The 24,663-nt window shown below is 65.4% G+C and carries 19 protein-coding genes; 8 read left to right on the forward strand and 11 right to left on the reverse strand.

Annotation, left to right across the window (positions count from 1 at the left end; translation table 11 throughout):
- Positions 1 to 157: 157 nt before the first annotated feature.
- The 3 genes from ISP20_RS01560 to ISP20_RS01570 form a co-directional block, all read right to left on the reverse strand.
- A complete protein-coding gene (locus ISP20_RS01560; RefSeq protein ID WP_204634296.1) occupies positions 158 to 1,075 on the reverse strand; it encodes a LysR family transcriptional regulator in 918 nt (305 codons plus the stop codon).
- Positions 1,076 to 1,255: 180 nt separating this feature from the next.
- A complete protein-coding gene (gene mfd, locus ISP20_RS01565; RefSeq protein WP_204634297.1) occupies positions 1,256 to 4,711 on the reverse strand; it encodes a transcription-repair coupling factor in 3,456 nt (1,151 codons plus the stop codon).
- A 149-nt stretch (positions 4,712 to 4,860) separates the two neighbouring features.
- A complete protein-coding gene (locus ISP20_RS01570) occupies positions 4,861 to 5,472 on the reverse strand; it encodes a GNAT family N-acetyltransferase (RefSeq protein ID WP_204634298.1) in 612 nt (203 codons plus the stop codon).
- Positions 5,473 to 5,652: 180 nt separating this feature from the next.
- Between ISP20_RS01570 and ISP20_RS01575 the strand changes: the two genes are divergently transcribed.
- Together ISP20_RS01575 and ISP20_RS01580 are read left to right on the forward strand one after the other, a co-directional pair.
- On the forward strand, positions 5,653 to 6,042 hold the full coding sequence (locus ISP20_RS01575) for an MmcQ/YjbR family DNA-binding protein (RefSeq protein ID WP_204634299.1): 390 nt from the start codon (positions 5,653 to 5,655) through the stop codon (positions 6,040 to 6,042).
- Positions 6,039 to 6,434, forward strand: a complete 396-nt coding sequence (locus ISP20_RS01580) for a VOC family protein (protein WP_204634300.1) — start codon at positions 6,039 to 6,041, stop codon at positions 6,432 to 6,434. Before ISP20_RS01575 ends, ISP20_RS01580 begins: the two co-directional genes overlap by 4 nt.
- 125 nt (positions 6,435 to 6,559) lie before the next feature.
- Here ISP20_RS01580 and ISP20_RS01585 read toward each other — a convergent pair whose 3' ends face one another.
- The 3 genes from ISP20_RS01585 to ISP20_RS01595 form a co-directional block, all read right to left on the reverse strand.
- Entirely contained in the window at positions 6,560 to 7,468 is a 909-nt protein-coding gene (locus ISP20_RS01585; RefSeq protein WP_204634301.1) for a cation diffusion facilitator family transporter, read from the reverse strand.
- A 48-nt stretch (positions 7,469 to 7,516) separates the two neighbouring features.
- Positions 7,517 to 8,032 (reverse strand): Slp family lipoprotein, encoded by a 516-nt coding sequence (locus tag ISP20_RS01590; protein WP_204634302.1) that lies wholly within the window; start codon positions 8,030 to 8,032, stop codon positions 7,517 to 7,519.
- A gap of 84 nt (positions 8,033 to 8,116) precedes the next feature.
- Positions 8,117 to 8,998: a 23S rRNA (adenine(2030)-N(6))-methyltransferase RlmJ gene (locus tag ISP20_RS01595; RefSeq protein ID WP_204634303.1), complete on the reverse strand. Its 882-nt coding sequence runs from the start codon at positions 8,996 to 8,998 to the stop codon at positions 8,117 to 8,119.
- A 1,037-nt stretch (positions 8,999 to 10,035) separates the two neighbouring features.
- On the opposite strand from ISP20_RS01595, the gene ISP20_RS01600 reads away from it, so the two are divergent.
- The 3 genes from ISP20_RS01600 to ISP20_RS01610 all read left to right on the forward strand — a co-directional run bounded on the left by ISP20_RS01600 (position 10,036) and on the right by ISP20_RS01610 (position 13,103).
- Positions 10,036 to 10,368 carry a hypothetical protein gene (locus ISP20_RS01600; RefSeq protein ID WP_204634304.1) on the forward strand — a complete coding sequence of 111 codons (333 nt, stop codon included), beginning with the start codon at positions 10,036 to 10,038 and terminating at the stop codon, positions 10,366 to 10,368.
- Between the two features lie 81 nt (positions 10,369 to 10,449).
- The gene (locus ISP20_RS01605) at positions 10,450 to 12,192 is read left to right on the forward strand and encodes a copper resistance system multicopper oxidase (protein ID WP_204634305.1); all 1,743 of its coding nucleotides are present in this window, start codon (positions 10,450 to 10,452) and stop codon (positions 12,190 to 12,192) included.
- Positions 12,189 to 13,103 carry a copper resistance protein B gene (locus ISP20_RS01610; protein ID WP_204634306.1) on the forward strand — a complete coding sequence of 305 codons (915 nt, stop codon included), beginning with the start codon at positions 12,189 to 12,191 and terminating at the stop codon, positions 13,101 to 13,103. Before ISP20_RS01605 ends, ISP20_RS01610 begins: the two co-directional genes overlap by 4 nt.
- A gap of 42 nt (positions 13,104 to 13,145) precedes the next feature.
- Here the strand turns inward: ISP20_RS01610 and ISP20_RS01615 are convergent, their stop codons facing one another.
- The 5 genes from ISP20_RS01615 to ISP20_RS01635 form a co-directional block, all read right to left on the reverse strand.
- Positions 13,146 to 13,787 (reverse strand): NAD(P)-dependent oxidoreductase, encoded by a 642-nt coding sequence (locus tag ISP20_RS01615; RefSeq protein ID WP_204634307.1) that lies wholly within the window; start codon positions 13,785 to 13,787, stop codon positions 13,146 to 13,148.
- Between the two features lie 78 nt (positions 13,788 to 13,865).
- Positions 13,866 to 14,978 carry a calcium:cation antiporter gene (locus tag ISP20_RS01620; RefSeq protein ID WP_204634308.1) on the reverse strand — a complete coding sequence of 371 codons (1,113 nt, stop codon included), beginning with the start codon at positions 14,976 to 14,978 and terminating at the stop codon, positions 13,866 to 13,868.
- A gap of 95 nt (positions 14,979 to 15,073) precedes the next feature.
- Positions 15,074 to 16,003 (reverse strand): DMT family transporter, encoded by a 930-nt coding sequence (locus ISP20_RS01625; RefSeq protein ID WP_204634309.1) that lies wholly within the window; start codon positions 16,001 to 16,003, stop codon positions 15,074 to 15,076.
- 51 nt (positions 16,004 to 16,054) lie between these two features.
- On the reverse strand, positions 16,055 to 18,214 hold the full coding sequence (locus ISP20_RS01630; RefSeq protein ID WP_204634310.1) for an AsmA family protein: 2,160 nt from the start codon (positions 18,212 to 18,214) through the stop codon (positions 16,055 to 16,057).
- A gap of 100 nt (positions 18,215 to 18,314) precedes the next feature.
- Positions 18,315 to 19,250, reverse strand: coding sequence for a peptidylprolyl isomerase (locus ISP20_RS01635; protein ID WP_204634311.1), 936 nt, complete (start codon positions 19,248 to 19,250; stop codon positions 18,315 to 18,317).
- Positions 19,251 to 19,392: 142 nt separating this feature from the next.
- On the opposite strand from ISP20_RS01635, the gene ISP20_RS01640 reads away from it, so the two are divergent.
- From ISP20_RS01640 to poxB, 3 genes are all read left to right on the forward strand, one after another.
- On the forward strand, positions 19,393 to 20,205 hold the full coding sequence (locus ISP20_RS01640) for a ParB N-terminal domain-containing protein (protein WP_204634312.1): 813 nt from the start codon (positions 19,393 to 19,395) through the stop codon (positions 20,203 to 20,205).
- A gap of 239 nt (positions 20,206 to 20,444) precedes the next feature.
- Positions 20,445 to 22,775: an isoamylase gene (locus ISP20_RS01645; protein ID WP_204634313.1), complete on the forward strand. Its 2,331-nt coding sequence runs from the start codon at positions 20,445 to 20,447 to the stop codon at positions 22,773 to 22,775.
- A 158-nt stretch (positions 22,776 to 22,933) separates the two neighbouring features.
- On the forward strand, positions 22,934 to 24,649 hold the full coding sequence (poxB, locus tag ISP20_RS01650; RefSeq protein WP_425490762.1) for a ubiquinone-dependent pyruvate dehydrogenase: 1,716 nt from the start codon (positions 22,934 to 22,936) through the stop codon (positions 24,647 to 24,649).
- Positions 24,650 to 24,663: the final 14 nt, after the last annotated feature.

The following is a 24,663-nucleotide window of genomic DNA, read 5'->3' on the forward strand; positions in this document are numbered from 1 at the left end:
TTCTCCGGCTCAGGTGCATCGCTTGGGGCGCCGCCCATCGGCGGGGTCGAGATCGGCAATGGATGGCAAAACGTCCAGCGTCGGCCGCCGATGTCCTCAAGGGAAGACAGGCGGCATGGTGCGACGGTTGATCATGCAACATTCCCGGCCGATGTGCTCAGCCGGCGATCTCGATGCCGCGCACCAGCCGCTTGGCCAGTCGCGGCTGGCGCAACTGCTCCAGCCACCACGACAGCGCGCGTCCTTCCTGGTCGCCCCGCCAGGCCACGTACAGCACGTTCGGTTCGCGTGGATCGGCCATGCGCTTTTCGATCAGTTCGCCCCGTTTGAGCAAGCCGGCGACGCGGTGGCGCGGCAACCATCCCACGCCGAGGTTTTCCACCTGCGCATGGATCTTCGCGGCCATGCTCGGCACCGCCAGCGTCGCCTGTCCGCCCAGCAGGCCATAGGCGCGCCCTGCGGAACTGCGCGACGAATCGGCCACCACCACGCTGCGATGACGCAGCACGGTTTCGCGCTCCAGCGGTTCGGCCGCCTTGGCCAGCGGATGCCGCGGCGACACGGCGAAGACCCACTCCATCACGCCCAGCTCGAGCCAGCGCAGTTTGGGGATGACCGGTGGTTCGTTGGTGGCGCCGATGATGAGATCGGCGCGGCCATCGCGCAGCGCTTCCCAGGTGCCGCCAAGCACTTCGTGCGTCATGCGCAGGGCCACGCCCGATTGCAGCGCATCGAAGCTGCGAATGACCGGCGCGAGGATTTCGAATTCGAGGATTTCGTCGGTGACGATCCACAGCCGGTCTTCCCAGCCGCTGGCAATCTGCTTCACGCGCTTGCTGAGCCGCGACACATCCTGCATCAGCCGGGCGGCTTCGAGCGCCAACAACTGACCGGCGGGCGTGAGCTGCAGGCGATAGCGGCGACGGTCGAACAGCAGCGCGTCGAAGCGCGCTTCCAGTTGGCGGGCGGCGTGCGAAATGGTCGAGGGCGCCTTGCCTAGACGCGCAGCAGCGCGCGAGAGACTGCCGCTTTCCCGGATCGCTTCCAGCAGTGCCAGTTCGTCCTCGGACAACATGTTCGGGCCTTTCGAACGAGTGTGGCGGGATGGTACGACAGGTGGAAGGCCGGCGCGCCATTGTGGGAGCGCACTTGTGCGCGACGTTGGCGCTCGGGCGTAACGCTCCGTTAGGCTGTCGCGCACAAGTGCGCTCCCACAGTGGTTTACCGTGTGCTTGATTGCCGAAGCGGCGGCGCTTTAGCCCGGCCGACGCGCCCCCAGTTGCACCAACACCTCCTGCGCCGAACGCATGCGTTCGGTGGCACCCGGCAACTCCAGGTTCACCTTCAGCTTGTCCTGGCCATCGAGCTTGTAGACGCGCGGCTGTCCCTGGATCAGTCGGATGATCGCCATCGGGTCCAGTTCCGGCTTGTCGCGGAAGGTGATGCGTCCGCCGTTGGCGCCGAAGTCCAGTTTGCGGATGCCCAGCGGCGTGGCCATCAGCTTGAGCTGGGCGATGGCGAACAACTGCTTGGCCGGATCGGGCAGCAGGCCGAAGCGGTCGATCATTTCCACCTGCAGGTCGCGCAGGTGTTCGTCGTTGCGGGCGCTGGCGATGCGCTTGTACAACGTCAGGCGCGTGTGGACGTCCGGCAGGTAGTCGTCGGGAATCAGCGCGGGCAGATGCAGTTCGACTTCGGTTTCGTGTTCGCTGCTGAGGTCGAAGTCGGGCACCTTGCCGGACTTCAGCGCACGCACGGCGCGTTCGAGCAGTTCCGTGTAGAGGCCGAAGCCGATTTCCTGGATCTGGCCCGACTGCTCGTCGCCGAGCAACTCGCCCGCGCCGCGGATTTCCAGGTCGTGCGTGGCGAGGGTGAAGCCCGCGCCCAGTTCTTCCAGCGAGGCAATCGCTTCCAGGCGCTTCTCCGCATCGGCGGTCATCGCCTTGCGGTCGGGCACCACCAGATAGGCGTACGCACGGTGATGCGAGCGGCCCACGCGTCCGCGCAGCTGGTGCAGCTGGGCGAGGCCGAAGCGGTCGGCGCGGTTGATGATGATGGTGTTGGCGGTGGGGATATCGATGCCGGTTTCAATGATGGTGGTGCACACCAGCACGTTGAAGCGCTGGCGGTGGAAATCCGCCATCACCCGTTCGAGATCGCGTTCGGGCATCTGTCCATGGGCCACGCCGATGCGCGCTTCGGGAATCAGTTCCTGCACTTCGCGCGCGGCGCGCTCGATGGTGTCGACCTCGTTGTGCAGGAAGTACACCTGGCCGCCGCGCTGTAGCTCGCGTTGGAACGCTTCGCGGGCCAGCGCCGGCTCCCATTGCGCGACGAACGTGCGCACGGCCATGCGGTGGGCGGGTGGCGTGGCGATCAGCGACAGATCGCGCAGGCCGCTCATCGCCATGTTGAGCGTGCGTGGGATCGGCGTGGCGGTCATGGTGAGCAGGTCCACTTCCGCGCGCAGCTTCTTCAGCTGTTCCTTCTGGCGCACGCCAAAGCGCTGTTCCTCGTCGACGATCACCAGGCCCAGGTTCTTGAACTTGATCTCCGGCGCCAGCAGCTTGTGCGTGCCCACGATCACGTCGATCTGGCCGTCGGCGAGGCGCTTCAGCGCGTCGTTCACTTCCTTGGTCGACTTGAAGCGCGACAGCACATCGACCTTTACCGGCCAGTCGGCGAAACGGTCGGCGAAGTTGCGGTAGTGCTGTTGTGCCAGCAGGGTGGTGGGCACCAGCACGGCCACCTGGCGACCCGCCGTAGCGGCCGCGAAGGCGGCGCGCAGTGCCACTTCGGTCTTGCCGAAACCCACGTCGCCACAGATCACGCGATCCATCGCGCGCGGCGCGGCCAGATCGTGCAAGACCGAATCGATCGCCTGCAGCTGGTCGGGCGTTTCCTCGAACGGGAAGGTGGCGCCGAATTCCTCCACCATCTGGCGGTCGATCGGCATCGATTCGCCGCCGCGTGCTTCGCGCTGCGCATAGATGCCGAGCAGTTCGGCCGCCACGTCGCGCACTTTTTCCGCGGCCTTCTTGCGCGCGCGCTCCCAGGCGTCGCCGCCCAGCGAATGCAGCGGTGCCAGTTCCGGCGCGGTGCCGGTGTAGCGGCTGACCAGGCCCAACTGCGCCACCGGCACGTAAAGCTTGTCGCCCTTGGCGTATTCGATGGTGAGGAACTCGCCCTCCATGCCGCCCAGTTCCATCGACACCAGGCCCTGGTAGCGACCCACGCCGTGATCGACGTGGACAATGGGCGCGCCGATGGTCAGCTCGGTGAGATCGCGGATGATGCTTTCCGGATCGCGCGCTGCACCGCGCCGACGCTTGCGCTCGGTGCGCACACGCTCGCCGAACAATTCGCGTTCAGTGAGTACGGTGAAGGCGGGCTTGGTGAGTGCGAAGCCTTGTTCGAGCCCAGCGGTGGTGATGGCGAGGCGCAGCTTGTCGCCGCCCGTGAGGAAGGCTTGCCAGCCGTCGACGGTATCGGGCTTCAGCCCCGCGCCCGCCAGCTGTTCGATCAGCGCTTCGCGCCGGCCGGCCGAGTCGGCGGTGATCAACACCCGTCCCGGATAGCTGGACAGGAAGTGGCGTAGCGACGTGCCCGGTTCCTCGCCCTTGCGGTTGAGCGGCAGTTCCGGTGCCGGCTGTGTGCCGCTGGGCAGCGCGTGTTCGTGACCGCTTTCCACCACTTCGATGCGCAAGCGCTTGTTGAGTTGTTCGCGCAGCAGTTCGGGCGGCAGGTAGAGCTCGGCCGGCGGCAGCACCGGGCGTTCGATATCGTGCGCGCGCTGGTCGTAGCGTTCGCCGCTCTGGGTCCAGAACTGTTCGGCCGATTCCAGCGCGCCCTCGCCGAGCAGGAACACGGCGTTGTCGGCGAGGTAGTCGAACAAGGTGGCCGTCTGTTCGAAGAACATCGGCAGGTAATACTCGATACCGCCCGGCGTCACGCCTTCCTTCATGTCCTGGTAGAGCGGGCAGCGGCGCACGTCGATGGGAAAGCGTTCGCGCAGGCGCGTGCGGAAATCCTTGGCGGCGTTTTCGGTGAGCGGGAATTCGCGTGCCGGCAACAGCTCGATGGTTTCCACTTGCTGCTGCGAGCGCTGCGTTTCCGGATCGAAGCTGCGGATGGATTCCACTTCGTCGTCGAACAGTTCGATGCGGTAAGGCTCGGCCGCGCCCATCGGGAAGATGTCGATCAGCGCGCCGCGCACGGCGAAGTCGCCCGGTTCGCCGACCTGCGGCACGTTGCGGTAACCGGCGGCCTCGAGCCGGCGCTGTTCGGCGGCGAGATCCAGTTTCTGCGCCTTTCTCATCACCAGGCCGGCGCCGGTGATGTGGCTGCGCGGGGCGATGCGCTGCATCAGCGTGGCGATCGGCACCACCAAGACGCCGCGTTGCACGTTCGGCAATTGGTACAGCGTGGCGATGCGCTGCGAGACGATGTCCGGATGTGGACTGAAGACGTCGTAGGGCAGGGTTTCCCAGTCGGGAAAATGCAGCACGGGAAGATTGCCCGCGAACACGCGCAGCTCGTCCTCCAGCGCGCTTGCCCGCTGCGTGTCGCGCGTGACGGCGACCAGCAGCCCCTGATGCGTGCGCGCAGCCTCGGCCACCAGCAGGGCGCGCGAGGAACCGTGCGGCGGCGTCCAGAAGCGGCGCTGCTTGGGGGTGGTGGGCAGGGAGGGGTGGGGAATCGTATCGGCCATGCGAACCCAACAATCAGTGGCGTGACACCAGGCCGCGCCGGAAAGCGGGCAAGTTTAACGCGACCGCCCCGGACAGGCCGGGGCGGATGGAGTTCCCTATATGGGAGCGCGCTCGCTGCGCGACAAGCCCTGGATGCTGCAGAGCCTGTTCAGAGCTGCAGCGAGATCTGCGTGGTGCCGGGCTCGTCGGGCGTCAGCCGGCGCACGAAGCCCAGCTCTTTGCACAGCTGCAGCATGGGGCGGTTTTCCAGCAGCACGTAACCCCAGATCTCGCTCAGGCCGCGCCGGCGGCAGTCGTCCACCAGGCGCTGCATGAGCAGGGCGCCCAGGCCCTGGCGCGCCCAATCGTGCTCGACCAGCACGGAGAACTCGGCGCTGTTGGCGGCCTGGTCCACGAAGATGCGGCCGACGCCGCGCAACTCGGCCGGCTGCACGGTTTCGTCCATCAGCACGAAGGCGGTTTCCAGCTCGGGATCGATGTGGGTCAGGCGTTGCGCCATCGAATCGGGCAGTTCGCCCATCGAATGCAGGAAGCGGCGCCGGATGTCTTCCGGCGACAGGCGCGAGAACTGGCGCTTCAGCGCGGCCACGTCGGCGGGTTCGATGCTGCGCAGGGACAGCTCGCGGCCGTCGTGGGTGTGGACTCGCTCGCCCTTGGGAGGCTTGGGCACCTCCACCAGCTGAGGGCGCGCAAAGCGCTCAGGGCTGCGCACGGGAACCAGCGCGTGGCTGTTGGAGTAGTAGTCGAGAGCCGGAGTCATGACCATACTTTAGCGTACTGTGTGCAGTGCAACATGAACAAAAGCCCATGGCGGACTGGATATCGCATGACTTCATGTCGCACCGCATTGCCGTGAACCGCGGGATTCCTGCGAGAGCCATCCCGACCCGGGCAGAATGCCCCAGCCCACGCACGCCTGCGTTGAGGGAGAGTGAAATCGATGGCTACTGCGTCCAAAGGCATCACCCCGGCACAGCTGGAAAAGCTCTGTGGGAGCTGGCCCGGCGTCACCCGGGACATCAAATGGGGCGCCGACCTGGTCATGAGCGTGGGCGGCAAGATGTTCGCGGTCATGCCCACCGAGGGCGGGCGGATCTCGTTCAAGGTGGAGGACGAGCGTTTTCTGGAACTCAGCGACCAGCCGGGTATGATCGCCGCCCCCTATCTTGCCCGGGCCCGCTGGATTTCGGTGGTGGAGCCCAAGCGCTTCAGCACCGCGGAACTGTCGGATCTGATCCGCACGGCCTACGGGCTGATCCGCGCCAAGCTGACCAAGAAACTGCAGGCCGAGTTGGGCGAGTGGCCGCCATCGAAGGAGCGCAAGAAGTGAAGCAATACATCGGCAGCATCGCGCTGGTCGTGGCCGACTACGACGAGGCCATCGACTGGTACACCCGCGTGCTTGGTTTCACGCTGGTCGAAGACACCGACATGGGCGGCGGCAAGCGCTGGGTGGTGGTGGCGCCGCCGGGCGCTACCGAAACGCGGGTGTTGCTGGCGAAGGCATCCACGCCGGAACAGTCCGCGCGCGTGGGCGACCAGACCGGCGGCCGCGTCTTCCTGTTGTTGCATACCGACGACTTCTGGCGCGATTACCGGCGCATGGAGGCCGCGGGCGCCACGTTCTGCGAAACGCCGCGCGAAGAGGCCTATGGCACCGTGGTGGTGTTTCAGGACCTGTATGGCAACAAGTGGGATTTGTTGCAGCTCAACCTGGGGTGATTCCGGGTGCTCTTCTGTGGGAGCGCACTTGGGCGCGACAAGCCTGCCCAGTGGAGCCATGCAGGTGGCCGTCGCGCACAAGTGCGCTCCCACATTTCAGGGGTCTTTACACGGCGATCTAGCGCTCAGTCCGCAATATCCGGCTCGAAGAAACTCCAGCGGACATCCGGGAACTGCGTCTTCATGGCGCGTTCCACGCGGTTGATCGCTTCGACCAGTGCGGTCTGGTCCGGTGCGGGGGACATGCGCGCTTTCACCGCCACCATCACGTCCGGGCCCATCTGCAAGGTGATCAGGTTGAGCAGCACGTCGACTTCCGGCTGGGCGTTGATGAAAGCGACCAGCTCTTCGCGACGCTTCGGCTCCACCCCCTGGCCGATCAGCAGGTCTTTCACTTCGCTCGCCACGACGACCGCCACGACCACCAGCAGCACGCCGATGGCGATGGTGCCCCCGGCGTCGTAGAGCAGGTTGCCGGTGAGCATGGTGGCCAGCACGGCGATCAGTGCGATGGTGAGGCCGAGCAGGGCGGCGAGGTCTTCGCCGAAGATCACCAGCAATTCGCTGGAGCGCGTTTCGCGGAACCAGCGCCACAGGCTGCGGCCATCGCGCGCCTTGTTCACTTCCTTGAGGCAACCGTGCATGGAAATGGATTCGGCGACCACGCCGAACGCCAGCACGCCCACTGCCAGCCACGGCCATTTCAGGGGCTCGGGATGGCTGAACTTGTGGATGCCTTCGTAGATGGAAAACATGCCGCCCACGCTGAAAAGCAGGATGGCGACGAGAAACGACCAGAAGTACAGCGCGCGGCCCCAGCCCAACGGGTATTCATCCGACGGCGGGCGATCGGCCTGGCGCATGCCCAGCAACAACAGGCCCTGGTTGCCGCAGTCGGCCAGCGAATGCACGGCCTCGGCGAGCATGGCGCCGGAGCCGGTGATCAATGCGGCGACCAGCTTGCTGACGAAGATGGCGAAATTGGCGCCGAGGGCGAGCAGGATCGCCCTCAGTGAATTAGCTTGGCCTGACATCGTGCCTTCCTTTGGACGAAGGCAGGCAGTTTAAAGGGCTGTTCGTCGTCAGTGTATGACGCCACCCACACCGATCCCGAAGCTCACGTTCGACTTGCCCGCTTCCATCTCCGCCGGCGTCCACACGTGCGACTGGGCCACGCTCACCGTGGGGAACACGTAGGTGGCCTGGCCCACGTTGCCGGGGCGGGTGCCGGTGATCCGTCCGCTCAGGGTGATCAGCGCGCCGGTCGGGTAGTTGAAGGGTTCCACGAAGCCGGGCATCACCGCGACGAAGCGGCCCCAGCCGCCGTTGTTGTCCAGCTTGGGCCGCTGCGAGCTGTCCAGCGGATAGCCGACGATTTCCACTTCACTGCGGTCGGGGAAATTGCTCACCTGCACCACGGTGCCGCCCCAGATCACATCGGCGTTGGCGTAGCGGTCGGGCGATTGCGCCACGATGTTGGGCGCGGTGGCTACGGTGGCCGGCGAGGGCTTGTAGATGGGCGCGGGCGCGCATGCGGCCAGCGCCAGCATGCCGAGAGCGATGGTACTGCGCAGTAGGGTGCTGGTGAGCTGGGTCATGGCCGTCTTCCGGGTGGCGTTGGATTGAGCTTAACGGGCTCACCGCGCGGAAGGTATACAGCGGGTGGAAGTCCCGTTGAGCGTTCAGCTGGCGCTGTCTTCCACCAGCCAGTCGAGCCGCCACTGGGCAGGACGTTCCTGCGACAGCATGGGTGCCATCACCCGCAGGGAGTCGCGCAGCGCCTCGTCCAGTTTCCATGGGGCATTGAGGATCACCATGCCCGAACCGTTGAGACGCAACGGCGAGTCGTCCGGGTGCACCAGCAGCTCCGCGCGCAGTACGCGTCGTGCGCTGCAGTGCTGCAACCAGCGATGGAACGGCTGCACCTGGCTGCGCAACTTGATCGGATACCACACGGCATAGACGCCGGTAGGCCAGCGTTCCAGTGCGGCTTTCAAGGCTTTTTCGATCACGCGGTATTCGGCTTCCTGGGCCTCGTACGGCGGGTCGATCAGCACCAGCCCGCGCTTTTCCTTGGGCGGCAGCAGGGCCTTGAGCGCTTCGTAGCCGTTGCGCTGGTGCACGTGCACGCGGTGATCGTGATGGAACAGGTCGCGCAGGCGCGTGGCTTCTTCCGGATGCAATTCGCACAGCTGCGCGCTGTCGATCTCGCGCATCGCGTTCGCCACCTGCAGCGGCGAGCCCGGGTAGAGCTTCAGCCCATGATCGTTGCCCGGCAGGCGCAGGATGGCGTCGAGCCAGCGGCGCAGCAGCGGCGGCAGTGCCTGGCCCTTGCCGCTGTTGGGATGCAGGTCGGGGAACAGCAGGCGCGAGATGCCGTCCTTGTATTCGCCGGTCTTGCCCGCCTCGACACCGTCCAGGGCGTAGCAGCCGCTGCCGGCGTGGGTGTCGATGAAGGCGAACTGCGTGGCCTTCGCCTGCATCGCTTCGATCAGCGCGAACAGCACGCTGTGCTTGAGGACATCGGCGAAGTTGCCGGCGTGGTAGGCGTGGCGATAGTTCATGAAGGGGGGAGGGGCAGGCGGTTGGACAGTATAGGGGGTGGGGTGTGCTCGCGCTTTTGTTCGGCATCCCGGAGGAGGCCGGGCCCAGTGCCTTTGCGCTCGGTTGTCGCGTGATCGCGACCTGGCTCGCCTGCCGCGGGCTTCCGTCCTCCTGCCGGAGGCCGGGTCACTTTCTCTTGCTTGCCCAAGAGAAAGTAACCAAAGAGAAGGGCCCCCCGGATGACGCGCCTTAGGGGCCTAGCGGCCCTCCAGGTGCGCGGGTGGGTTGCGGGGTTTTTCGACAGGGCATCCTGCCCTGGCGAAAAACTGGCCCGCATCCATGCGGGCCACCCTTCGGGCTTTCCTCCACCCACCCGCCGCGTCATACGGGGACCCCAAGAGCCAAGAGCCGGAGCAAGAGCTGCAGGTCTACTGTAGGAGCGCACCCTGTGCGCGACCATCCTACGGAGCGGTACATCCCAGCGTGACGGTCGCGCACAGGGTGCGCTCCTACAGAAAAGCGCATACGTTTCCGCGAGCACCCGCCCCTCACCCCGTCCCTCTCCCCGGCGGGGAGAGGGACAAGTGGGGTGCATCGCGAAGACAAGCCAAGGGCGATGCGAAGCGAGGCTCCGCCTTAAGTCCTCAGCGAGTCGGGCGCGTTGCGCAGTGCTTGGAAGTACCCCTGGGGTACCCTCCCATGGAGATCCGGCAGGACGCGCCTCGGGCGTTCGTGCTTGGATTCAACACGATGCTGCCAGCTCTAAAGGCCATTTCTTTGGGTTACTTTTCTTTACTCCGGGCATCCTGCCCTCCGCCCTTCGGGCCGGCTTCGCCGTTCGCATGCGCTCCTGCGCATGCGTGGGCCAGCAAAGAAAAGTGACTCGAGCGGCGGCAGCCGATCGAAACGCCCGCTGCGTCCCACGGGACTAGCTTCGCGTCGTAAGCGGCCAGATCGCGGAATCGCGACAAATAAAGGCCGAGGCGTGTCTCCGGAAACCAGCAAGACCCAACTCCAGAGTTGAGCCTCCGCCCACCCCATCGCTATGCTTGCCCCCATGCCCCGCCATTTGTTCCGTCACCTGCGCCGCTGCCGCACCTTAATGGTGCTGGCGTTATGCGCCTGGCTGGCGCTGTCCAGCGTGGCGTGGGCGATGCCGCAGCACGACGATTGTTGCCCGCCGACGAAGGCCGCGCAGCACGATCACGCGGCTACGCACCCATCCACCGTGATGTCCGATAGCTGCTGCACCCACGCACCGGCGAGCGTGCCGGAGTCGATCGTGCCGCACGTGCTGCACGTGCAGGCGGACATCGCGGTGTGGCAGTCGCATCGCCAAGTTGCGCCGCAACCTGCCTACGATCCGCCGCTGCGGCCACCGCTCGCCTGATTCTCCGTTGAAGGTCACGGGCCGGCGCCTGCCGGTCGATGCGATGCGCCTGCATGCGGGCGTGCGACACGGAGCAATGGGATGAACAAGCAGGAACCACGTGGATTTCAGTTGCCGCGTCGGCGTTTCGTACAGGGACTCGCGCTGGGTGGCGTCGCTGCCGGGCTGGGGCTTTGGCGCGGCAATGCGATGGCGCAGGCCAGCACACCGCGAGCGGAGTTGCGCGGCAACCATTTCGAACTGGAGATCGGCGAGTTGCCGGTCGATTTCACCGGGCGCAAGCGCATCGCCACCGTGGTGAACGGCCAGCTGCCGGCGCCGCTGCTGCGCTGGCGGCAGGGCGATACGGTGAGCCTGCGCGTACGCAATCGACTCAAGGTCACGAGTTCCATCCATTGGCACGGCATCGTGTTGCCAGCGGATATGGACGGCGTGCCGGGCCTGAGTTTCGAGGGCATTCCCGCGGGCGGCGAATACACCTACCGGTTCACCGTGAACCAGAGCGGCACGTACTGGTACCACAGCCATTCGCGCTTCCAGGAACAGACCGGCCTGCTCGGTCCCATCGTGGTCGAGCCGCGCGACGGCGAGCGCTATCCGGCCGATCGCGACTACGTGGTGATGCTCAACGACTGGACCGATCTCGATCCGGAAACGATCTACGCGAACCTGAAAAAGCAGAGCGATTACTACAACGTCGGCAAGCGCACCGTGGGCGATTTCATGCACGACACCCACCGCGCAGGCATCGCCAAGGCGCTGGACGATCGCCGCATGTGGAACCAGATGCGCATGGATCCCACCGACCTGGCGGATGTCTCCTCGGTGGCCTATACCTATCTGACCAACGGTTGCACGCCGGCCGGCAATTGGACTGGCCTGTTCAATGCGGGCGAGAAAGTGCAGCTCCGCTTCATCAACGGCTCGTCGATGACGTTCTTCGACGTGCGCATTCCCGGCTTGAAGATGACCGTGGTCGCCGCCGACGGCCAGGCCATCGAACCGGTGAGCGTGGATGAATTCCGCATCGGCACCGCCGAGACCTACGACGTGATCGTGCAGCCATCGGCCGATCGCGCGTGGACCATCTTTGCGCAAAGCATGGACCGCACCGGCTACGCGCGTGCCACGCTGGCGCCGCGCGCCGGCATGACGGCCGACGTGCCGCCGCTTGACCCGCGTCCGCTGCTCAGCATGGGCGACATGATGGGCGCGATGGACCACGGCAGCATGGATCACCACGCCATGGGCCACGACATGTCCGGCATGGACATGATGGCCATGCCCGGCATGGCGATGCCGCACGCGAATGCGCCGGCCGAGCCGCTGAAGACCGGCCCCGAAGTGGACATGCGCGTGGCGACGCCGCGCGGCAATCTCGACGACCCGGGCGTGGGCCTGCGCGACAACGGTCGCCGTGTGCTCACCTATGCCGACCTGCACGCCGTCGATGCGCCCATTTCGCCGCAGGTGGATCGCGAGATGACCTTGCGCCTTACCGGCAACATGGAGCGCTATCTCTGGTCGTTCGACGGCACGCGCTACTCGGGCGCTGAGCCGCTGCGCCTGCGTTACGGCGAACACGTGCGGATCGTGCTGGTGAACGACACCATGATGACCCATCCCATCCATCTGCACGGGATGTGGAGCGAGCTTGAATCGCCGGATGGCACGTTCCAGGTGCGCAAGCACACGGTGATGGTGCAGCCCGCGCAGCGCGTCGCCTATCGCGTGAGCGCGGACGCGATGGGGCGCTGGGCCTATCACTGCCATCTGCTCTACCACATGGAAGCGGGCATGTTCCGCGAAGTGGTGGTGGCATGAGCAGGGTGCTTTCATGCTGGATCGCCGCCTGTCTCGGCGCGCTGCCGGTGGCCGCGCTGGCGCAAAGCATGTCGATGCAGGACATGCCGGGCATGTCGATGCCCGCCCCGCACGACGATCATGGCAGCACGACGCCACCGGACGATGCGCAGCATGCGGGCCATGACATGGCTGTCAGTGCGTTGCCGCCGAACGATCACGTACCGCCGTCGCCGCCGCAAACCGTGCTGCACGCGATGTCGCCATCGCAGATGAACGCCATGATGCAGATGGACGACAACGAATCGATCGGCATGTTGCTGGTCGATCGCCTCGAACGCAGCCGCAGTACGTCCGGCGACATGGCGACGAGTTGGGAAGCGGAAGGCTGGTACGGCAACGCCATCGATCGCCTGTGGCTGAAGACCGAGGGCGAGCGAGGCAATGAGGGCACGCAGGACGCCCGCCTGGAAGCCCTGTGGAGCCATGCCTGGACCAGCTTCTGGGATTGGCAGCTGGGTGCGCGCCAGGACTTCGGCCAGGGGCCGAACCGCCAGTGGCTTGCCGTGGGTGTGGAAGGACTCGCGCCGTACTGGTTCGAAACGCAGACCACGTTCTATCTGGGCGAGCAGGGCCGGACTGCGCTGCGACTGGAAACCAGCTACGACCTGCGCTTCACCCAGAAGTTGATCCTCACTCCGAAGGTGGACCTCAACGTCTACGGCAAGGATGATCCGCAGCGAGGCATTTCATCGGGTCTTTCGAACGTGGAAGCGGGTCTGCGCTTGCGCTACGAGTTCAGTCGCAAATTCGCGCCTTACCTCGGCGTGGACTGGACGCGGCGATTTGGCGATATCGACAGCATGCCTGGCATGCCTTTGGTGCATGCGAACGAGACGACATGGGTGGCCGGTGTTCGGATCTGGCTTTGAAGCGCCAGAGGGCGCTGGAAATACAGCTCCCTCGGTGCAGCCTCAATAAGCCACGGTGATCCGCTGCCGGCGCGCATCGTTCTTCTCGACGCGATCCAATAGCGCCACCGCATAGTCCGCCACGCTGATCCGGCTCTTGCCATCGGCATCGACCAGCAACTGATCGCTGCCCACGCGATACTTGCCGGTGCGCGGGCCGTCCTCGAGCAAGGCCGCCGGACTCATATACGTCCATTCCACCTCGCTCTTGCCGTGGCGGAAGACTTCCAGCGCCTTGATCTGGCCCTGGGCTTCCGCTTTCCATGCCTCGGGAAAATGCGGGTCGTCGATCACGCGCACGCCGGGCGAGGTTTCCAGCGAGGCGGCGCCGCCCACCCATACGAGTCGACGCACGCCGGCCTTGGGCAGGTAGTCCAGGACCGTGGCCGCCAGCGCAGGCACCGCGTCGTTGGAGCCGTCGCGGCGGGCGGAGATGCTCACCACGAGCACGTCGCAGCCCCGCACGGCGTCCAGCCAGCTTTCCGGATGGGCGATATCGCCGGTCGCCACCGCGATACGCGGGTCCGTCGTGTCGAGGCGTGCCGGGTCGCGCACGATGGCCGTGACCTCGTCGCCACGTGCAAGGGCTTCGTCGAGAATGGCGCGGCCCACATGGCCTGTTGCACCGAACAAGGCGATCTTCATGAAAGTTGCTCTCCAGCGGGGATGAGGGGAGGTGGGCGGACGATGACGCGGGAAACGTGAAGGAAAAGCCGAGCGCGCTCAGCCCTGGAACATGTAGAACAGGTAGGCCACGAACAGGATCAGGTGCACGGCGCCTTGCAGCACGTTGGTGTGTCCGCTGGAAAACGTCACCAGGCTCACCGTGAGGGTGAGCAGGAACAACACCAGGTCGGTGTGCTGCAGTCCCAGTTCGATCGGATGGGCCGTGAGATGGCTGATGATCAGGATGGCCGGAATGGTGAGGCCGATGGTGGACAGCACCGAGCCGAGGAAAATATTCACCGAGCGCTGCATGTGGTTGCCGCGGGCGGCGCGCACGGCGCCGATGCCTTCGGGCGTGGCCACCAGCACCGCCATCACCAGTCCTGCCAGCGCGGCCGGCTTGCCCAGCGTTTCCACGACGTAATCCACCGGGTGCGCGAGTTTCTCGGCGAGATACACCACCGGAATCATATAGGCCAGCAGGAACAGTGCGTGGAAGGTGGTGCGCGCCGCGCCGCCGTGCATCACCGACGCGGTTTCGTCGTCATCTTCCGTGGCGGCGAAATAGGCGCGATGCCGGCGTGTCTGCAGGGCGAGAAAGGCGATGTACAAGCCCGCGCAGATCACGGCCAGAAAGGCCTCCTGCGCGAAGGTGAGCGTCTTCTGCGGATAGGCCGTGTAGTTGGGCATCACCAGCGCCAGGATGCCCAGCGGAATCACCACGCCGAGGTACGCATTCGCGCCTTGCAGGTTGTACTGCTGCTCGCGATGCCGCCAGCCGCCGGCCAGCAGCGACAGGCCGACCATGCCGTTGAGCACGATCATGGTGACGGCGAACAAGGTGTCGCGCGCCAGCGTGGGGTTGTTGTCACCGTGCAGCATGATCGCGGTGATGCTGATCACCTCGATGGCGGTGATCGACAGGGTCAGCACCAGGGTGCCGTACGGCTCGCCCAGCCGGTGGCCCAGATGTTCCGCATGGCGCACCACGGCGAGCGCGGAACCCAGGATCACCGCGAACAGCCACAGGAAGATCACCGTGAGCCACAGCGGACCGTCGAGTCCGTCCAGCAGGCGCGTGCCGTAGCAAACAAACGCGATGGACGTGGCGACGCTGACGGCCAGGAACCACTCGCGCCGCAGAAGCCTTGGGAAACCACCCAACCTCATCGCAAGCACTCCCGACTGCCGTGAGGCGATGCATGGCATCGCGCCGGTTACCCGCTGTCGCAGGAAATAGCGGACCTCACCGCTGCGACGGCGGCTTATTCAACCACACTGTGGCTTTCGGCTGTGCCCAACAGCTCGGGCTGCGAAGGCGTCGCCTGCGTGCGCGTCAGCAGCGGATGCATGAACACGGCGGCCAGGATCACCGCCACGCCCGCGTAGAACCAGCCGTCCAGTTCGCGTTGCTCGCCCAGCAGGACGATCGCCAGCACGATCGCATAGACCGGTTCCAGATTGGTCACCATCTGCGTGCCGAAGGCGGTCATGTGGCGCAACGCCACCAGCGCCAGCGCGAACGGCAGCAGCGTGCAGCCGAAGGAAAGCAGCACCAGCAGGGTGGCGTCGTGCAGGCTGGGCAGCACGAAGGCCGGACCCGCATGCGGCAGCAAGGGGGCCAGCAGGGTGAGGAACAGCGTGCCCGTGCCCAGTTCCAGGCAGGTCACGGTGAGCGGGTCGCCATGTTCCACCAGCCGCTTGTTGAACGCGCCGAACAGCGCCACCAGCAGAGCCGACAGCGCGCCCACCACGATGCCCAGACGCATATCGGTCGGCACGCCGCCCACCACCATCGCCACGCCAGGCACCACGGCCACGCCGATCAGCAGCTCGCGCGGGTCGAACTTGCGGCGCGCGATCCACGGTTCCACCAGCGACAGGAATACCGGTCCCAGCGCGATGCAGGTGGCGCCCACCGATGCATTGGCCAGCTTGATGGCGGCATAGAAGGTCAGCCAGTGCAGCGATACGAGCACGCCGATGCCCGCGTAACCCCAGCGCAGCTTTGCCGGCATCGCCTTCAGGCCGCGCCATACCCGGGGAATCAGCAGCAGTGCGGCGGAGACCAGCAGCATGCGCCACCACACCAGCTGCATTGCCGGCAGCGTGATCGTTTTGCCCAGGATGGCGGTGAAGCCCCACAGCAGGACGCAGAAATGGATCTGCCAGCGGGCCTTGTTGACCGGTTGCATGCGCGAATGTCGGCGAGGGGAGACTCGGCATTCTAGCGTTGCCGCGCATGCTCAGTGAGTGGTGGCTGCCTTGTTCTTGCTGGGCAGCGGTGCGGGGCGTGACTTGGAGGCGCCGCGCATCTGTTCCAGCACGGTGGCGCAGGTGTTGTCCTGCTCGCCCTTGCTGGTGGCCACCAGCGGCAGCAGCGCAGCGATCGGCGTGGCCAGTACGCCCAGCGCCACCGCACCGCCGCCGCGCAGGATCAGCGGCCCCGGCTGCACGCCCACGTCGGGATCCTTCAAGGTGCCCTTCACGTACAGCGGCGAGCGCAGCGAGAAGATGCGCAGCCCTTTCGACTCCGGTCGCACGTCCAGGTCGAGCTTCTCGTTGGCGAAGTTCACCGTGCCGTTCACGCGGATGGTGGCGTCCTCGGTGTCGAACACGAACAGCTGCGTCTGGTACAGGCCGTTGGTGGCGGTCAGATCGGAGGCGGCGCAGTTGATCTTCACCGTCTTGTCGCCGAACAGCTTGACGATCACGATGTTCGCCACGTTCAGGCCGGCCGTTTCCAGCAGTGCCTTGCTGATCGCGCCATCGTTCATCAGCAGCTTCAGCTCGCCGGTGGAGGTGCCCATCAGCTCGCTCACCGAATTGCCGCGGGCGTTGAGCGCGGCGTCGCCGTTGATCTCGCCGAAACTGGTCTGCATCGGCGCGAATTTGGGAAACAGTTCCTTGAGCTTGAGGTGGCGCGCCTTGAGCTTGATGTCGCCCTTCATCGGCGTGGTGCTGCCGTCGAGGCGCAGGTTGCTGTCGATCTTTCCGCTGGCGAAATCGAATCCCAGCGGATTGAGCGTGAGCACGCCGTTGTCCATCACCAGGTGCGTCGAGAGCGCATTGATCGGCAGCGCGGTGTCGCGCACGATCCGGGCTGCGCTGAAGTTGACGTCGGCATCCATGGCGCGCCAGCGATCGGTGCGGAAGGGCTCGACCGGCAGCACCTTGTCGCTGGGTGTGGGCGTCGCATCGCCGCGCTGCTCCTTTTCGGCATTCGAGTCGGCACCGATCAAGGGCGCCAGATCGGAGAAGCGCAGCAGCTGCGATTTCACCGTGCCGCTGAGTTTGGGCCGCGCGCCGCCGGTATCGAAGGCCAGATCGCCTTGCAGGTCGCTGCCGCCCACGCGGCCACGGAAATGGTCGTACTCGAAGTGGCTGGCGCCGCGCTTCAGGTTCGCGCGCAGATGGCCTTCGGTCGCATACTGCGGCGTGTCGGGCAGGGTCACGCCGATCAGCGGATAGAGCTTGGCCATGCTGCTGCCGGAGAACCACAGGCGGATGTCCAGCGCGGCGAGATGCAGCGGATCGGTGAGCGTGCCCACCAGCGCGATGTGCGTATCGCCGATGTGCACGTCGCCTTGAATCGGGAAGGGCTGGTCGGTCTGCTGCAGGGCCAGCACGCCACCGGTCTTGCCATGACCATCGACGGGGGCACCCTGGTACTTGCCCAGCGCCTGCCAGGCAAACTGGTAGGCGGCGTTGGTGTGGCCGGGTTCGTTTTCCTGCGTGCCCGCATCCTTGGCCAGTGCGGTCTTGGCGCTGGCGCCGACGGTCTTGCTGGCCTGTTCGCGTGCGTCGGCGGACTGTTGCGAAACGATGTCGCCATACGGGATCGCCCGCTGCAGCGCTTCCATGGTGATCTGCAGGTCTGCCTTGCTGATGGCGTCGTTGAGCGCGATATGGCCGCGGTCGAAGCCGATCGCGTGCAGGTCCAGCGTCCACGCCGACGGCTTGCCATCGTTGGCGAAGGCGAAATCCCAGTTGGCCTGGCCTTGTGCATTGCGCTCCAGGTCGATGCTGGGCTGGGTGAGATACAGCACGGGGATTTCCACCCGATGCACGATCAACGGCAGCGGCGAGATGCGGAAACGCAGCGCATCCAGCTGGGCGAAATGCGGCTGGTCGGTCCACTCTGGATTGCCGATGCTGATGTTCTGCGCGACGAACTCCGGCCACGGCACCCAGCTCTCGATGCCGCTGGCGCGCTCTTCGCGCCGCCAGCGAACGCTCAAGTCGCCATTGATGGCAAACGGCCGTCCAATCGATTCACTGACGCGGGCATTGACGGTGGGCTTGAGGCGATTCCAGTCGAACGTGGCGATGACGATCAACAGCACCACGATCAGCGCCAGGCAGACGCCGATGATCCATATCAGTATTTTCCAGCCCCGCCGCATGCATGACTCCCACCGCGATATCGCCACGACATCCTGCCGACTCGCCCGGTGAAGGGCGTGTCGTCATGCGGTGATGGGCGCGGGCGGGGGTTCATCCAGATCAATGCAACGTCTTGGCGTCACGAACCGGGATGCTCACGCTGCACAGGTCCACCTTGTGCACCGGGAAACGATAGAAATCGTCCAGGCGATTGCGCTTCGCATCGACCAGCGCGGCAAAGGTGGCGCTATCGGTGCGCAGCACCTGGATGGCCGGGCGCTGGTCGGCGGGAAGATCGGCGGCCAGGCGCACCGAGCCGATCGCGATGCGCTGATCGGGCTGCTCGTAGAAGCCCAGCGGACCGGTGCCGCGGGGCAGGCCGGAGAGGTATTCCACGCCTTGCAGCACGCGGCCCACCACGGCGATGTTGCGGTCCAGCGCGCGCGGCGCCTGGCCGATCACCGCGTAGAGCTCGCTGCCGCTGCCAGTTTCCGGATCGATATCGCGGCCCACGCCCACCATGCCGTAGCAATGGGTGAGCCATTCCTGATGGTTGGCCTGGTCGCGTGCGACCGGGAAGCCTTCGGAGAAGCCGACTTCCGGTGCGTAGAAATCGCCGTCCTTCAAGGCGGTGAAGGGAAGCTTGGCGTCGTAGGGGCGGGTGTATTCCGGCGGCAGCTTGTCCTTGGCCGAGCCCAGCGATTTGAGCTTGCTCTTGTCGCCGTTGTCGTCGCTGGCCGGGTCGCCCCATTGGGTGACGAAGTTGTCGTGCACGCGCACGATGGCGAGCCCGTCGTAATAGTGCTCGTGCGCCATGGTCCGGATATTGGCCACGTGCAGCGGGGCGAAGTCCGGCGCCAGTTCGATCAGCACGCGCCCTTGCGGCAGCTGCATCACCAGCAGGTTCTGCGGATCGGGCGTGCGCCATTCCTGCGGCTGCGACTTGGCCAGCAGTTCCTTGGGCGAAGGCGTGTGTGCGGGCTTCGCCTCGTCGGCTGCCACGGTGGCGGACAGCGAAACGGCAAGCGCAAGAGCAAGGCAGTGGCGCAGCAGCATGGGAACCCCCGGGTCGGAAAGCCTGCAAGGTAGCAGAGCAGGGCCCGGGATGGTGGTGCACGTTCCCGCCCTCAATACAAGCCGCGAAACGCGGGCCAGGGTTCTCTACAATGCCGCCCCTTTGCCCGCTCTTGCCCGACCCATGGATATCGTTGTCAACGAAGAACTCAAGGCCTATATCGACCCGCTCACGCCGGACGAATACGAGGCGCTCGAACGCAGCCTGCTCGCGGAAGGTTGCCGCGATTCGCTGGTGCTCTGGGGCAATGTCCTGGTGGACGGACACAATCGCTACGGCATCTGCCGCAAGCACGACCTGCCGTTCAACACGGTGCAGAACACCCGCTTCCAGTCGATGGACGACGTGCATCTGTGGATGATCGAGCAACATCTGGGGCGGCGCAGCGTGTCCGACTTCCAGCGCGGCGTGCTGGCGCTGCGCAAGCGGGAGATTCTGCAGGAGCGCCGCTCGCGCGCCAGGCCGGTGGAAGAAGAGGCGGGTGCCGTGCCCGAAGCGACGCCATCGGTCACCGTAGCGGAGCCGCCCGCCAAGCCCGAGCCGTTGCCGAGCCGGCAAGCGATCGCGCGCGAGGCGCGTCTCAGCAACAGCCAGGTGGTGATGATCGAGAAGATCCAGAAGCAGGCCGCGCCGGAAGTGGTGGCGGCGGTGAAGTCGGGCGTGTTGTCGATCAACGCCGCCGCCGCTGTGGCAACGCTGCCGGAAGACGAGCAGCGCGCCGCGGCCGTGGCGGGCGATGACGAACTCAAGCAGGCGGCCAAGCGCGTGCGCGAAGCCAAGCGCAAGCCGCGCAAGGAGCCTGAGGCGGGCGATGAAGACATGCCGACCTTGCGTCGCCGCGTCGCCGAGCTGAGCGCCGAAGTGATCGAGCTGAAGGCCGACAACGAGGCCTTGCGCGAACAACTGGCCCGCTGGGAGCGTTCCGCCAACCCGTAATGCTTTTTGCGGACGCTGTTCGCAATGAATACGTATGCAGCCGCTGGTTGCTGCATTGCGATGCTTTCTACGATGCGCAGCACTGCCGCCCGAATGGCTGCTGCGCAAGGAAATGCGCGGCAACCCTCTTCTTGCGAACGACAGTGATGTTGCTTGTCCGCCAGCCGCGGCAGGGATGCACTCCGTGGCGCCGATGCTGTTTGACCTGATCGTCAACGAAGCAGAATGGAGGCTTACCCATGAAGTGCTCGAAGATTCTCGCCGCGCTGCTGGCCTGCGCGGCGCTCAGCGGCGTGCCCGCGACACCGGCCCAGGCGGCCATCAACAGCATGAGTCTGGGCGCGAGCTACAACGCGGCGCAGACCAGCATCACCTTCCGCGTCTATTCCTCCACCGCCACGCGCCTCGTGCTGTATTTGTATTCGGCCGGCTACGGCGTGCAGGAGTCGGCTACGTATCCGCTCAGCTCGGTGGGGAGCGGCGTATGGGCGGTGACTGTGCCGGTGTCGTCGATCCAGGCGGCAGGCATCACCGGTTCGGTCTATTACGGCTATCGCGCCTGGGGACCGAACTGGCCGTACAACAGCAGCTGGGGCAAGGGTTCGCAGGCCGGTTTTGTGTCGGACGTCGATACCAGCGGCAATCGTTTCAATCCGAACAAGCTGCTGCTCGATCCGTATGCGCAGGAAGTGAGCCAGGACCCGCAGAACCCGTCGAACCAGAACGGCAACGTGTTCGCCTCCGGCGCCAGTTACCGCACCACCGACAGCGGCATCTATGCGCCCAAGGGGGTGGTGCTGGCACCCATCACACAGAGCACCGGCAGCAAGCCCACGCGGGCGCAGAAAGACGACGTGATCTACGAAGTCCATGTGCGCGGCTTCACAGAGCAGGATACCTCGATCGCCGCGCAGTATCGCGGCACGTACTACGGCGCTGGCCTCAAGGCGAGTTACCTGGCCAGCCTGGGCGTGACGGCGGTGGAATTCCTGCCCGTGCAGGAAACGCAGAACGACGCGAACGACGTCGTGCCCAACTCGGATGCCAACCAGAACTACTGGGGCTACATGACCGAGAACTATTTTTCGCCGGATCGCCGCTACGCCTATAACAAGGCACCCGGCGGCCCCACGGCGGAATTCCGGGCGATGGTGCAGGCGTTCCACAATGCCGGCATCAAGGTCTATATGGACGTGGTCTACAACCACACCGCCGAAGGGGGCACCTGGACGGGCAGCGATCCGACCACGGCAACCATCTACTCGTGGCGCGGCCTGGACAACGGCACCTATTACGAGCTCACCGCCGACCATCAATACTTCTACGACAACACCGGCACCGGCGCGAACTTCAACACGTACAACACGGTGGCGCAGAACCTGATCGTGGATTCGCTGGCCTATTGGGCGAACACGATGGGCGTGGACGGCTTCCGCTTCGATCTCGCCTCGGTGCTGGGCAACAGCTGTCTCAACGGTGCGTACAACGCCTCGGCGCCGAACTGCCCCAACGGCGGCTACAACTTCGATGCGGCGGACAGCAACGTGGCGATCAACCGCATCCTGCGCGAATTCACCGTGCGTCCCGCCGGCGGCGGCAGCGGTCTGGATCTGTTCGCCGAACCGTGGGCGATCAACGGCAACTCCTACCAGCTCGGCGGATTTCCGCAGGGATGGTCGGAGTGGAACGGCTTGTTCCGCGACAGCCTGCGTCAGGCGCAGAACGAACTGGGCAGCATGACCATCCACATCACCCAGGATGCGAACGACTTCTCGGGTTCCTCCAACCTGTTTCAGGCCAACGGACGCGCGCCGTGGAACTCGGTGAACTTCATCGACGTACACGACGGTCTGACCTTGAAGGACGTCTATTCGTGCAACGGCGCTAGCAACAGCCAGGCGTGGCCGTACGGGCCGTCGGATGGCGGCACCAGTACGAACTACAGCTGGGACCAGGGCATGTCCGCAGGCACCGGCACGGCGTTGGACCAGCGTCGCGCTGCCCGCACGGGCATGGCCTTCGAGATGCTCTCGGCGGGCACGCCGCTGATGCAGGGAGGCGATGAACACCTGCGCACGCTCCAGTGCAACAACAATGCGTACAACCTCGACTCCAGCGCGAACTGGCTGAGCAGCAGCTGGACCACTGATCAGTCGAACTTCTACACCTTTGCCCAGCGTCTGATCGCCTTCCGCAAGGCGCATCCCGCGCTGCGTCCAGCCACCTGGTATACCGGCAGCCAACTGGTGTGGTATCAGCCCAGCGGCGCCACGGCGGACACCAACTACTGGAACAACACCAGCAACTACGCGCTGGCCTACACCATCAACGGCCCGTCGCTGGGCGACAGCAACTCGATCTACGTCGCCTACAACGGCTGGTCGGGCAGCGTCACCTTCACGCTGCCGGCGCCGCCCACCGGCACGCAGTGGTATCGCGTCACCGACACCTGTAATTGGAACGATGGTGCCAATACATTCGCCGCTCCTGGCAGCGAGACGCTGATCGGCGGGGCTGGGACCACCTATGGCCAGTGCGGCCAGTCGCTGTTGCTGCTGATCTCCAAATAAGCCGTACCGCGCATCCGCACGGCTCAGCCGAGTCGTGCGGACGCGAATCTGGCCAGTACCGGCTGACATGGTTGTCACATCGGCGAGGCGATACTCGTTGGAATCGCGTGCGGCGCATGTCTTCCATCGAAGGGGCCTGGGTTATGGCACATACGAAAGTGGCTGATGTCGTTACGGAAACGCTGCATGTGGCGGGCGTGCGCCGGATCTACGGCGTGGTGGGGGACAGCCTCAATGGCATCACCGAGTCGTTGCGCGAGCGTGGCGACATCGACTGGATTCATATGCGCCACGAGGAGGCTGCGGCGTTCGCTGCCGGGGCCGAGGCGCATCTGACGGGGGAGCTGGCGGTGTGCGCAGGAAGCTGCGGTCCCGGCAACCTGCATCTCATCAATGGACTGTTCGATTGCCACCGCTCGCGCGTGCCGGTGCTGGCGATTGCGGCGCAGATTCCCAGCGCGGAAATCGGTCGCGGTTATTTCCAGGAGACGCATCCGGAATCGCTGTTCCGCGAGTGCAGCCATTACTGCGAACTGGTCTCCACGCCCGAACAATTGCCGGCCGTGCTCGAAAGCGCCATGCGCGCGGCGATCGGCCTGCGCGGGGTGGCGGTGGTGGTCATCCCCGGCGATGTGGCTCTGCTCGAGTTGGAGGCTAAGCCGTCGGCCGGTGGTTCGATCGCACTTCGCGCGCCGGTGGTGCGTCCTGCGGACGAGGACATCGTGGCGCTGGCGCAACTGCTCAACGATGGCAGGAAGGTCACCTTGTTATGCGGCCGTGGCTGCGCCGGTGCGCACGATGCGGTGGTGAAGCTGGCCGGGACGTTGCAGGCGCCGATCGTGCACGCCTTCGGCGGCAAGGAATACCTGGAATACGACAACCCGTACGACGTCGGCATGACCGGCCTGATCGGTTTCAGTTCCGGCTATCACGCGATGTTGAACTGCGACACCCTGCTGATGCTCGGCACCGGCTTTCCGTATCGGCAGTTCTATCCCACCGAGGCGAAGATCGCGCAGGTGGATCTGCGCGCCGACAGCCTGGGCCGCCACGCGCGCCTGGACCTGGGCATGGTGGGCGATGTGGCCGCCACCATCGAGGCGTTGCTGCCGTCATTGAAGCCGAAGCAGGACACGAGCTATCTCGATACCTGCGTTGCGCATTACCGCAAGGCACGCGAGGGACTGGACGAACTGGCGACCGGACAGCCGGGCCGCAAGCCGATCCATCCCCAGTACCTGGCCAGGCTGGTGAGCGAAGCGGCGTCGGACGATGCCGTCTTCACCTTCGATGTGGGCACGCCGTCGATATGGGCCGCGCGCTACCTGCGCATGAACGGCAAACGCCGGCTGGTCGGTTCGCTGGTGCATGGCTCGATGGCGAACGCGATGCCGCAGGCGATCGGTGCGCAGGCCGCCTATCCGAATCGGCAGATCATCAGTCTCTCCGGCGACGGCGGCTTCACCATGTTGATGGGTGACTTCCTCACCCTGGTGCAGCACAAGCTGCCGGTGAAGGTGGTGGTGTTCAACAACCACACGCTGGGTTTCGTGGCGCTGGAAATGAAGGCGGGCGGTTTTCTGGAAACCGGCACCTCGCTGGTGAATCCGGATTTCGCCGCCATGGCGCGTGCGGTGGGGGTGCATGCGATTCGGGTGGAAGATCCGGCGGATCTCGCTGCCGCCATCAAGGACATCCTCGCTCATGACGGCCCGGCCTTGCTCGACGTGGTGACCAATACGCAGGAACTGGCGGTGCCGCCCAATATCACGCTGGAACAGGTCAAGGGTTTCGGATTGTGGGCATTGCGCACCGTCATCAACGGACGCGGCGACGAACTGATCGAGTTGGCCAAGACCAATCTGTTTCGCTGAGCGAAAGGCGAGGG

Source organism: Dyella kyungheensis (genome assembly GCF_016905005.1).
Classification (GTDB): domain Bacteria; phylum Pseudomonadota; class Gammaproteobacteria; order Xanthomonadales; family Rhodanobacteraceae; genus Dyella; species Dyella kyungheensis.

Excerpts from the sequence above, each read along its gene's own strand:
- ISP20_RS01570 (WP_204634298.1), bottom strand. The coding sequence starts at position 5,472 with ATGACTCCGGCTCTCGACTACTACTCCAACAGCCACGCGCTGGTTCCC.
- mfd (WP_204634297.1), bottom strand. The coding sequence starts at position 4,711 with ATGGCCGATACGATTCCCCACCCCTCCCTGCCCACCACCCCCAAGCAG.
- ISP20_RS01595 (WP_204634303.1), bottom strand. The coding sequence starts at position 8,998 with ATGAACTATCGCCACGCCTACCACGCCGGCAACTTCGCCGATGTCCTC.
- ISP20_RS01640 (WP_204634312.1), top strand. The coding sequence starts at position 19,393 with ATGGATATCGTTGTCAACGAAGAACTCAAGGCCTATATCGACCCGCTC.
- ISP20_RS01585 (WP_204634301.1), bottom strand. The coding sequence starts at position 7,468 with ATGTCAGGCCAAGCTAATTCACTGAGGGCGATCCTGCTCGCCCTCGGC.
- ISP20_RS01625 (WP_204634309.1), bottom strand. The coding sequence starts at position 16,003 with ATGCAACCGGTCAACAAGGCCCGCTGGCAGATCCATTTCTGCGTCCTG.
- ISP20_RS01610 (WP_204634306.1), top strand. The coding sequence starts at position 12,189 with ATGAGCAGGGTGCTTTCATGCTGGATCGCCGCCTGTCTCGGCGCGCTG.
- ISP20_RS01560 (WP_204634296.1), bottom strand. The coding sequence starts at position 1,075 with ATGTTGTCCGAGGACGAACTGGCACTGCTGGAAGCGATCCGGGAAAGC.
- ISP20_RS01575 (WP_204634299.1), top strand. The coding sequence starts at position 5,653 with ATGGCTACTGCGTCCAAAGGCATCACCCCGGCACAGCTGGAAAAGCTC.
- ISP20_RS01630 (WP_204634310.1), bottom strand. The coding sequence starts at position 18,214 with ATGCGGCGGGGCTGGAAAATACTGATATGGATCATCGGCGTCTGCCTG.
- ISP20_RS01620 (WP_204634308.1), bottom strand. The coding sequence starts at position 14,978 with ATGAGGTTGGGTGGTTTCCCAAGGCTTCTGCGGCGCGAGTGGTTCCTG.
- ISP20_RS01615 (WP_204634307.1), bottom strand. The coding sequence starts at position 13,787 with ATGAAGATCGCCTTGTTCGGTGCAACAGGCCATGTGGGCCGCGCCATT.
- ISP20_RS01605 (WP_204634305.1), top strand. The coding sequence starts at position 10,450 with ATGAACAAGCAGGAACCACGTGGATTTCAGTTGCCGCGTCGGCGTTTC.
- ISP20_RS01635 (WP_204634311.1), bottom strand. The coding sequence starts at position 19,250 with ATGCTGCTGCGCCACTGCCTTGCTCTTGCGCTTGCCGTTTCGCTGTCC.
- ISP20_RS01600 (WP_204634304.1), top strand. The coding sequence starts at position 10,036 with ATGCCCCGCCATTTGTTCCGTCACCTGCGCCGCTGCCGCACCTTAATG.
- ISP20_RS01590 (WP_204634302.1), bottom strand. The coding sequence starts at position 8,032 with ATGACCCAGCTCACCAGCACCCTACTGCGCAGTACCATCGCTCTCGGC.
- ISP20_RS01645 (WP_204634313.1), top strand. The coding sequence starts at position 20,445 with ATGAAGTGCTCGAAGATTCTCGCCGCGCTGCTGGCCTGCGCGGCGCTC.